Annotated in this window: 9 protein-coding genes; 5 read left to right on the top strand and 4 right to left on the bottom strand. The window is 63.8% G+C overall.

Annotated elements, in window-relative coordinates; all coding sequences use genetic code 11:
- Positions 1–9 precede the first annotated feature (9 nt).
- On the top strand, positions 10–885 hold the full coding sequence (locus HA052_RS24075; RefSeq protein WP_081550828.1) for an ion transporter: 876 nt from the start codon (positions 10–12) through the stop codon (positions 883–885).
- Here HA052_RS24075 and HA052_RS24080 read toward each other — a convergent pair.
- From HA052_RS24080 to HA052_RS24095, 4 genes are all read right to left on the bottom strand, one after another.
- A complete protein-coding gene (locus tag HA052_RS24080; protein ID WP_081550786.1) occupies positions 878–1,405 on the bottom strand; it encodes an O-acetyl-ADP-ribose deacetylase in 528 nt (175 codons plus the stop codon). The genes HA052_RS24075 and HA052_RS24080 overlap by 8 nt on opposite strands.
- A 95-nt stretch (positions 1,406–1,500) precedes the next feature.
- On the bottom strand, positions 1,501–2,898 hold the full coding sequence (bcaP, locus tag HA052_RS24085) for a branched-chain amino acid transporter BcaP (RefSeq protein ID WP_166453951.1): 1,398 nt from the start codon (positions 2,896–2,898) through the stop codon (positions 1,501–1,503).
- A gap of 311 nt (positions 2,899–3,209) precedes the next feature.
- The gene (locus tag HA052_RS24090; protein ID WP_141111369.1) at positions 3,210–3,671 is read right to left on the bottom strand and encodes a DUF4136 domain-containing protein; all 462 of its coding nucleotides are present in this window, start codon (positions 3,669–3,671) and stop codon (positions 3,210–3,212) included.
- Positions 3,672–3,675: 4 nt separating this feature from the next.
- Positions 3,676–4,566 (bottom strand): LysR family transcriptional regulator, encoded by an 891-nt coding sequence (locus HA052_RS24095; RefSeq protein WP_081550780.1) that lies wholly within the window; start codon positions 4,564–4,566, stop codon positions 3,676–3,678.
- A gap of 164 nt (positions 4,567–4,730) precedes the next feature.
- On the opposite strand from HA052_RS24095, the gene aceB reads away from it, so the two are divergent.
- The 4 genes from aceB (at position 4,731) to HA052_RS24115 (ending at position 9,218) form a co-directional block, all read left to right on the top strand.
- The gene (gene aceB / locus HA052_RS24100; RefSeq protein ID WP_166453952.1) at positions 4,731–6,326 is read left to right on the top strand and encodes a malate synthase A; all 1,596 of its coding nucleotides are present in this window, start codon (positions 4,731–4,733) and stop codon (positions 6,324–6,326) included.
- A gap of 234 nt (positions 6,327–6,560) precedes the next feature.
- Complete coding sequence (locus tag HA052_RS24105) at positions 6,561–7,754, top strand: GGDEF domain-containing protein (protein WP_166453953.1); 1,194 nt, start codon at positions 6,561–6,563, stop codon at positions 7,752–7,754.
- A 63-nt stretch (positions 7,755–7,817) separates the two neighbouring features.
- On the top strand, positions 7,818–8,507 hold the full coding sequence (locus tag HA052_RS24110; protein WP_166453954.1) for an SIMPL domain-containing protein: 690 nt from the start codon (positions 7,818–7,820) through the stop codon (positions 8,505–8,507).
- A 99-nt stretch (positions 8,508–8,606) separates the two neighbouring features.
- Positions 8,607–9,218, top strand: a complete 612-nt coding sequence (locus tag HA052_RS24115; RefSeq protein WP_166453955.1) for a glutathione S-transferase — start codon at positions 8,607–8,609, stop codon at positions 9,216–9,218.
- Positions 9,219–9,381 lie beyond the last annotated feature (163 nt).

Genomic DNA, 9,381 nt, shown 5'->3' on the forward strand with positions numbered 1-9,381 from the left:
TTCCCGCTTATGCCCACACAGGAAACCCTGATCCCGCTCACCGGCTGGCGCCGAAAGCTCTACATCATCATTTACGAGGCAGACACCCGGCCGGGCCGCATCTTCGACCTGGCGCTGATCGTCGCCATCCTGCTCTCGGTACTGACAGTGATTCTGGAGAGCGTGCAAAGCATACAAGCGGCCTGGGGCGCTCAACTCAAGATACTAGACTGGTGTTTCACCATTCTGTTCACTATCGAGTACGCCTTGCGGCTGATCTGCATCCACAAGCCGATGCGCTATGTGAAGAGCTTCTTCGGCATCATCGACCTGCTGTCGGTGCTGCCGCTGTATCTTGGGCTATTCATCCCGGAAAGCCGCTTCCTGGCCGATATCCGCATCCTGCGCCTGTTGCGCATGTTCCGCATCCTCAAACTGACCCGCTACATAGGCGAGGCCAGCGAGCTGAAACGGGCGATGCTGGCCAGCCGGCGCAAGATTACGGTGTTCCTGGTCACCGTGGTCTTGCTGGTGGTGATCCTGGGCACGATGATGTTCGTGATCGAAGGCCCGGAACACGGCTACACCAGTATCCCGGTCAGCATTTACTGGGCCATCGTCACGCTGACCACGGTGGGCTTCGGCGACATCACGCCCAAGACGCCGCTGGGCCAGGCGCTGGCCAGCGTGGTGATGATCACCGGCTACGGCATCATCGCGGTGCCCACCGGCATAGTCACCGCCGAAATCGCGCGCGGCAGCGGCGCCAAGATCAAGACCGCGGAAGCCGTGTCCGGTACCCGCCTGTGCCCTCACTGCTTCACCGAGGGCCACGACTGGGACGCGCGCTTCTGCAAACACTGCGGCGGTCAGTTGCCGCGCCCGTCCAAGGGCGAGGTCAGCTAGCCTCGCCGGCCAACAAGCGTCGGTAGCGGCCGGCCATCGCGTCGTCGAAGGCCACCAGCAGCACGCGCCGCAACGTATGCTGCTCTTGCGCCAGCCACTGACGAACGGTGCCAACCGCGATATCGCTGGCCTCTGTGGCCGGATAGCCGTAAACGCCGCAGCTGATCGCCGGGAAGGCGATGCTGGCCAGCCCGTGCCGCGCCGCCAGCGCCAGGCTGTTGCGGTAGCAGGCGGCCAGCGACTCCGCCTCTCCCTGAGCGCCGCCCTGCCACATTGGCCCCACCGTATGAATCACATGCCGCGCCGGCAGCCGGTAGCCGGCAGTCAGCTTGGCCTCGCCGACGCGGCAGCCGTTCAAGGTCAGGCATTCCGCCAGCAGCTCCGGCCCGGCGGCGCGGTGAATGGCCCCGTCCACGCCGCCGCCGCCCAGCAAGCTGGCGTTGGCGGCGTTAACGATGGCGTCCAGCGCCAGCGTGGTGATGTCGCCCTGCCATACCGTCAATTCGGTCTTCGCTTCCATCGTTTCTCCTCCTCCGTCCCTGCCGCCATTATCCGCCCGCAGCCGGCCGCGAGCGCAAAAAAAGCCGGCTAAAGCCGGCTTTTTCACGCTCCGCCTCAGGCGGGATTGTTTAACAGCGAATTCCGCCGCGAATACCCAAAGTACACCACCAGGCCTATCAACAGCCAAGCCATGAAACACAGCCAAGTCAGCAACGACAGCTGGGTCATCAGAAAGCCGCAGCACAGAATGGCCAGCGTCGGGATGTAGGGCACGCCCGGGCAAACGAATTTGCGCGGCAGATTGGGTTCGCGCTTGCGCAGCACGATCACCGACAAGGCGATCAGGGTAAAGGCGGCCAGCGTGCCGATGTTCACCAATTCCGCCAGAGTGTGCAGCGGCACAAAGCCGGCCAGCAGCGCGATGATGCTGCCGATAAGCCAGGTAGCCTTGTACGGCGTGCCGTACTTAGGGTTCACCTCGGAGAAGATCTTGGGCAGCAGGCCGTCGCGCGACATGGCGAACAGGATGCGAGTCTGACCGTAGGTCATCACCAGAATCACCGTCATCATGCCCAGGATGGCGCCCAGGTCGACAAAGCCGGCGAACCAGTCAAGCTTGGCCACTTGCAAGGCCAGCGATACCGGGTGGTCTACGCCGGCGAACTGCATATAAGGCACGATGCCGGTCATGATGGCCGCCACCACCACATAGAGCAGCGAGCACACGCCCAGCGACCAGATCACCCCCCGCGGGATGTCCTTGGCCGGGTTCTTCACTTCCTCGGCGGCGCAGGTCACCGCGTCGAAGCCGATGAAGCTGAAGAACACGATGGCGGCGCCGTGGAACACGCCGGAAAAGCCGAAGGGCAGCGCCGGCTGCCAGTTCACCGGCTTGACGTGCCACACGCCGATGCCGATGAACAGCAACACCACGCCCACCTTGATCAGCACCACCACATTGTTGACGCGCTTGGACTCCTTGATGCCGAAGGCCAACAAGGCGGTGATCATCAGCGCCACGCAGAAGGCCGGCAGATTGAACAGCGTCTGCTTGCCCGGCAAGGAGCCGGCGGCGGCGGTCAGGTATTCGGGCAAGGTCACGCCAAAGCCGGACAACAGGCTCTGGAAATAGCCGGACCAGCCCACCGACACCGCCGACGAAGCCAGCAGGTATTCCAGCAGCAGGTCCCAGCCTATAATCCAGGCTATCATCTCGCCCAGCGTCGCGTAAGCGTAGGTGTAAGTGGAGCCGGAAACCGGCAGCATGGAGGCGAACTCGGCGTAGCACAGCGCGGCGAAGCCGCAGGCGAAAGCGCTGATCACGAAGGAAAGCACCAGACCGGGGCCGGCCACGGTGGCGCCGGTGCCGGTCAGCACGAAGATGCCGGTGCCGATGATGGCGCCGATGCCGAGCATGGTAAGGTCGAAAGCGGAAAGCTCCTTGCGAAGCCCACGCGAGGTTTGAGCGGTAGCCAGCATTCCCTGGACGCTCTTTTTGCGCATCAAACTCATTGGTTTCACTGTCCCGTAACGGCCGTCCGGTACAACGACAAAGCGCCCGCTGTCCCGGCGGGCGCTTCATACTCGGATGGGGCCTGTATGATCTGTTGTGTCCTCTCCCCGCTGCTCTGTCTGTCGTTGGCTTTAAATAAACGCGATAACAAGGACTTGCCGTTGTCGAGCGCGGTGCTTAAGCCGCCGATCCACGCAGTTCATGCCGGGGAAGAATGCGATAGTACCGCAGGGCCCGAAGCCGGCAATGCGGGAAACCCCATATAGCCCGCCATTGGCAAACCCTGCACGTCATCATAGCGCAAAACAAATTATGGCAAAGGCATCAAATCTATCAATTTGCGCGCGGCGTTCTCCAATTGCTGGCGCCCGTTGTCCCCGTCGCCCAACTCCTGCTGACCCTGCCACAGCACAGCGCCGTCCGCGCTGTTGACCACCTCCAGCGCCAACGTGCGCACCGTTCTCACCTGATAGTCCGGCGACCAGTACATGCCGCCGCCGTAGCGCCAATCGCGCCAGCCGCCGGCGTACCAGCCGTCCGCAGGCCAATACACCTGGCGCTGCTGGCTTTGCTTGAAGCACAGCTTCCACTGAGGCCGCGCCTCGTCCACCGCCGCTCCCTTCAAAGCCAACCGGTCCAGCAGCCATTCGCGCATGTCCACGCCGGCGCCGGCCGACGGCAGGCAGCTCAGCCCCACCGTGCCCGCGCCGGCCCAGGCCGGAGCGGCCGCCAGCACCGCCAGCAGCGCCGCCATCGCTGTTTTCATCTTCATCGCCTCAATTCCAATAAGCCGCGTCAGCATATACTGACCGCAGATAGTCGACGAAGTGCCGCACCCGCGCCGGCAGCAAGCGTCGCTGCGGCACCACCGCGCATACGGGATAGTCCGGCGCGGAGAACTCATCCAGCACCGTCACCAGCCGACCGTCGGATAGATCGTCCTTCACTTCCCACAGCGAGCGCCAGGCCAAACCCAAGCCCTGCAGCGCCCAGTCGTGCAGCACCGCGCCGTCGTTGCACTCCAGCCGGCCGGCCACGCGCAGGTTCACCGCCTCGCCCTCGCGCCGAAACGCCCAGCCGCGGCTCTGGCTCTCCCCCAGCGACAGGCAGTTGTGCTCGGCCAGGTCCTCCAGCCGAAGCGGCAAGCCGTGGCGAGCTAGATAGGCCGGCGCCGCCACGACTACACGACGGTTCTCCGCCAGCCTGATCGCCACCAGCGAGGAATCCGCCAGGTCTGAAATGCGGATCGCGCAATCGATGCGGTCGCGCTGCAGGTCCACCAGCCGGTCAGACAGATCCAGCGTCACCTTGACGTCCGGGTGAAGTTGCTGGAAACCCGCGATGTGCGGCGCCACATGCTTGCGGCCGAAACCGGCCGGCGCCGATACCCGCAAATGGCCTCGCGCGCGGCCGCTGCCGGAAGCCACCGCCGCCTCGGCGTCCTCCAGATCGGCGAGGATACGCTGGCAGTCTTCGAAAAAGGCCGCGCCCTCCTGCGTCAAGGCCAGGCTGCGCGTGCTGCGGGTCAAGAGCTTGACGCCCAGCCTATCCTCCAGCGCGTCTATGCGCCGGCCGATGATGGCCGGCACCACCCCTTCCTGGCGCGCGGCGGCCGACAAGCTGCCCTGCGACACCACGGCGACAAAGGTCTCCAATTGTTTCAACATTCGGGCCGCCCTACGATTAGCTAACAAAAAGTAAAAGATGATATGTCTATATATGCATTTTTTTTTACGCTTTGCCTAGATAGACTAGCCAGGTCCCGCTTCACTGTCCCAGGTCCGGACGCGCCCGCATCCCGTCCGGCCCAATACTGCAAAGGAGTCCCAGCATGGCAGCCGCGCTTCCCCAGGGGATGGAAATCCTCGCTACGCTCACCCCGGCCTACGCCGACATTCTCAGCCACGACGCGCTGGCCTTCATCGCCAAGCTGCACCGCCGCTTCGAGCCGCGACGCCGCGAACTGATGGCCGCCCGCGCCGCGCGCCAGACCGAGCTGGACGCGGGCAAGCTGCCGGACTTCCTGCCGGACACCGCCGCCGTCCGCGCCGGCGACTGGAAGATCGCGCCGCTACCGGACGACTTGCTGGACCGCCGCGTGGAAATCACCGGCCCGGTGGAGCGCAAGATGATGATCAACGCGCTCAACTCCGGCGCCAAGAGCTTCATGGCGGATTTCGAGGACTCCAACTGCCCCAGCTGGGACAACCAGATCAACGGCCAGATCAATGTCCGCGACGCCTATCGCAAGACCATTTCCTTCGCCAACCCGGACGGCAAGCAATACCGGCTCAATGCCGACACCGCCACCCTGCTGCTGCGCCCGCGAGGCTGGCATTTGATGGAAAAACACCTCAAGGTGGACGGCGACATCGTCTCCGGCGCGCTGTTCGACTTCGCCTTGTCCTTCTTCCACAACATTGCCTATCTGCACAGCGTGGGCAGCGCCACCTATTACTACCTGCCCAAGATGGAAAGCCATCTGGAAGCGCGGCTGTGGAACGAGGTGTTCGTGTTCGCCCAACAGGAGCTGTCCATCCCGCAGGGCACCATCAAGGCCACAGTGCTGATCGAAACCATACTCGCCGCCTTCGAAATGGACGAAATCCTGTACGAACTGCGCGAGCACAGCGCCGGACTCAACGCCGGCCGCTGGGACTATATTTTCAGTTGCATCAAGAAATTCCGTCAGAACCGCAACTTCTGTCTGGCCAACCGCGCCCAGATCACCATGACCGTGCCCTTCATGCGCGCCTACGCGCTGCTGCTGCTGAAGACCTGCCACCGCCGCGCGGCGCCGGCGATAGGCGGCATGGCGGCGCTGATTCCGATCAAGAACGATCTGGCGGCCAATGAGAAGGCCTTGGCCGGCGTCCGGGCGGACAAGGAGCGCGACGCCGCCGACGGTTACGACGGCGGCTGGGTGGCGCACCCCGGCCTGGTGCCCATCGCCGCAGAGGCCTTCGGCAAAGTGCTGGGCGACGCGCCCAACCAGATCGCCAAGCAAAGGCCGGACGTTCAGGTCGGCGCCGCCGAATTGCTGGATTTCCGCCCGGACGCGCCTATCACCGAAGCCGGACTGGCGATGAACATCAATGTGGGCATCCAGTACCTGGGCGCCTGGATTTCCGGCAACGGCTGCGTTCCCATCCACAATTTGATGGAAGACGCCGCCACCGCAGAAATCTCCCGCTCTCAGATCTGGCAATGGATACGCAGCCCCAAGGGCGTGCTGGACGACGGCCGCAAAGTAACAGCCGAGCTGTTCCACCAATTGCACGCGGCGGAAGTGGCCAAGCTCAAGGCCGAGTACGGCGCGCGCTGGACCCGCCAGTACGACGACGCCGCCGCGATGTTCGACCTGCTGACCACCTCCGACGATTTCGTCGAGTTCCTGACGCTGCCTGGGTACGAATACCTGGCCTGACAGGACAAATGGATCCCGACGGCCTGATTGTCGGGATTTGTCAGCCTGGCTGCGTAGCTTTGCGGATTGAAGAGCATGGACAACGGCCCTATGATGGGCCGCTTGTCATAATTCACCTTGCAAAGCGCGCCCGCCCGGAACCTGTTCAAGCTCTGGCCAACGCTCGCGAGACAAGACGCCGCGCCCAAGGCGCGAGGTTTCACGACGCACAGCGGACTTTGAACAGATTCCCACATGCAAAGCATCCTCGACTTTCAGGCCACCGTGCTCAGCACCACCGGTTACGGCCTGGCGCTGACCGCCGTCATCACGATGTTCTGGCTGCGCAACCGCGGCGAGCGGGCCTTCCTGTATTTCTGCGCGGCCGGCGCCAGCGTCAGCCTGGGCGGCGTGTTCAGCCTGCTGCCCATCGGCCTGCCGCCGTGGCCGCAATTGGTGTTCAACAATCTGCTGTGGATGCTGTTTCATCCCCTCGCGCTCTGCGGCATCCGCCACCTGAACGGCAAGAGTCCGCGCGTCTGGCAAAGCCTGTTGCTGGTGGCCGCCGGCATGGCCGCCTATCTTCAGGCCGGCCCCGCCGATATGGGACAGCGCACCATCGCGGTCTGCCTGGTCTATCTGGTCGCCTGGCTGCTGGCCGCGCGCGAACTGTGGCCCGGACACTCGCGCATTGCCGGCGCCGGCCGCAAAATGGCGCTGGCGGTCAGCCTGCTTTACGCCTTGCTGGCGCTGGCGCGCCTCGTGCACGCCATCTGGACCGGCAACGTTTACGACGCGCACTCAATGAGCTTTTCCATGCTCAGCTCGCTTGGCATGCACTGGCTGAGCTTCAGCTTCATCTTGTGCGCGCTGTACATCTGCTACGAGCGCGCGCTGGAACAGACCCAGCACCAGGCCAGTCACGACGGCCTGACCAATCTGCTCAACCAGCGCGGCTTCCGCGAACTGGCCGAGGCCGCCTGCCGCCGCGCCTGGCGAGAGCGCAAGCCGCTGGCCTTGCTGCTCTTGGACGTCGATCACTTCAAAAGCATCAACGACCGCCACGGCCACCAGTTCGGCGACCTGGTGCTGCAACAACTGGCCGCCTGCCTGCGCGCCCAAGCGCGCGCCGGCGACATAGTCGGCCGTTACGGCGGCGAGGAGTTCGTGATGCTGCTGCCGCGCACCGGCCTGCAAGACGCTCACGCGGTCGCGCAACGCATCCTGCGCGCGGTGGACGCGCTGCGCCCGCAACCGGCCGCCGCTGCCCCGCCCTTGAGCATCAGCGTCAGCATCGGCGTGGCCAGCACCAGCCAGCAGCCCTACGACGGGCTGTCCAGCCTGTTCCGGGCCGCGGACAGCCAGCTCTATCGGGCCAAGCGCAACGGCCGCAACCGGATCGAACTGGCCGAAGGACAGTATGCCGTCGGAAACTTTTCTCGGGCATGATGGGCCTACACACTGCGAATCGGACTTTTCCGATCAAGACAACAATGTCATGGGAATCGACACATGAAAAAACAGACTCTCTTGCTTGCCTGCCTAGGAACCCTGCTCGCCGTCAGCGCCGCCCCGGCGCTGGCCGAGAGTACCCAGCTCAATCTGTCCGCCAGCGCCCAGCGTGAAGTGCCCAACGACCAGATCAGCGCCACCTTCTACCAACAAATGAGCCATGTTCAGCCGGCGGTGCTGGCCGATAGGCTTAACAAGGCCGCCGCCCAGGGCATCGCTCAGGGCCGCGCCTATCCCAAAGTGCAGCTGTCCAGCGGCGGCTACAACACCTGGCCCAATTACGACAAAAACGGCAAGATCCAGGGCTGGCAAGGCCGGGTGGAAATTCAGCTGAAAAGCCGCGATTTCGCCCAAGCCGCCGAACTGATGGCCAAACTGCAACAGAACTTATTGCTGCAAGGACTGCAGTTCAGCGTGTCCGACCAGGCGCGCAAGGACGCGGAACAGAGCATGCTGCCGGAAGCCATCGCCAACCTGGAAGCCCAGGCCAAGATCGCGGCCAAGGCCATCGGAAAAAATGTTAGCAATATCAAAGAGTTGGACATTGGAAGCCAGTCACCCATCTTCCGTCCGCCTATGATGATGAAGGCCGCCGGCATGGCCCCCAACGCGGAAGTGGCGCAACCGGACCTGCAGCCAGGACAATCTCAACTGCAACTGCAAGTCAGCGGCAAGGTGGAGTTGAAGTAAGCCTTCCAGCCGCCACGGCATTGCGCTAAAGTAGTCGCTCGCCGGGCCTTATCCGTCCGGCGAGCCCTTCGCCTGCCATCATCCAGAACGACCCGAAACATGAAACTGATCGCCTCGTTGACCAGCCCCTACGCCCGCAAGGTGCGCATCGTGCTGGCCGAAAAGAAAATAGACTGCCCGCTGGAGGAAGACGTGCCGTGGAACGCGGATACTCGCGTCGGCGACTACAATCCTCTGGGCAAGGTGCCGGTTCTGGAACTGGATGACGGCTCGACGCTGTACGACTCGCGCGTCATCGCCGAGTATCTGGACAACATCTCGCCGGTATCGCGCATTCTTCCCCAGGAAAACCGTCTGCTGATCGCCACCCGGCGCTGGGAAGCGCTGGCCGACGGCATCGTCGACGCGGCGGTGGCCATCGTGCTGGAAAGACGCCGCCCGGACGACAAGCAGATGCCGGAGGCGATAGCCCGCCAGCGCGGCAAGATAGACCGCGGCCTGGCCGCGCTCGCCACCGACCTGGCCGACCGCCAGTGGTGCAACGGCGTGGGCTACAGCCTGGCGGACATCGCCGTCGGCGCCTGCCTGGGCTATCTGGATTTCCGCTTCCCGGAAATAGACTGGCGCGACAGCCACCCCAATCTGGCCAGCCTGCTGGAGCGGCTAATGACGCGGCCGTCCTTCGCCGACACCCTGCCGCCGGCCGCCTGAGCCGCGCCGCCGTCAAAAAAAAACCGGGCCCAAGCCCTAATGCCGTTCACTTAGCGGATCGAACTTGTTTGATCGGGTAACGGGACGGCTGCTTTTTCACAACGCGAGGGCATTCACGCCCTCGCCGTTGTTTCGAAAGTAGCAATTCACCCAAGCGCTCGCG

This window comes from Chromobacterium fluminis (genome assembly GCF_011602385.1).
Classification (GTDB): Bacteria; Pseudomonadota; Gammaproteobacteria; order Burkholderiales; family Chromobacteriaceae; genus Chromobacterium; species Chromobacterium fluminis.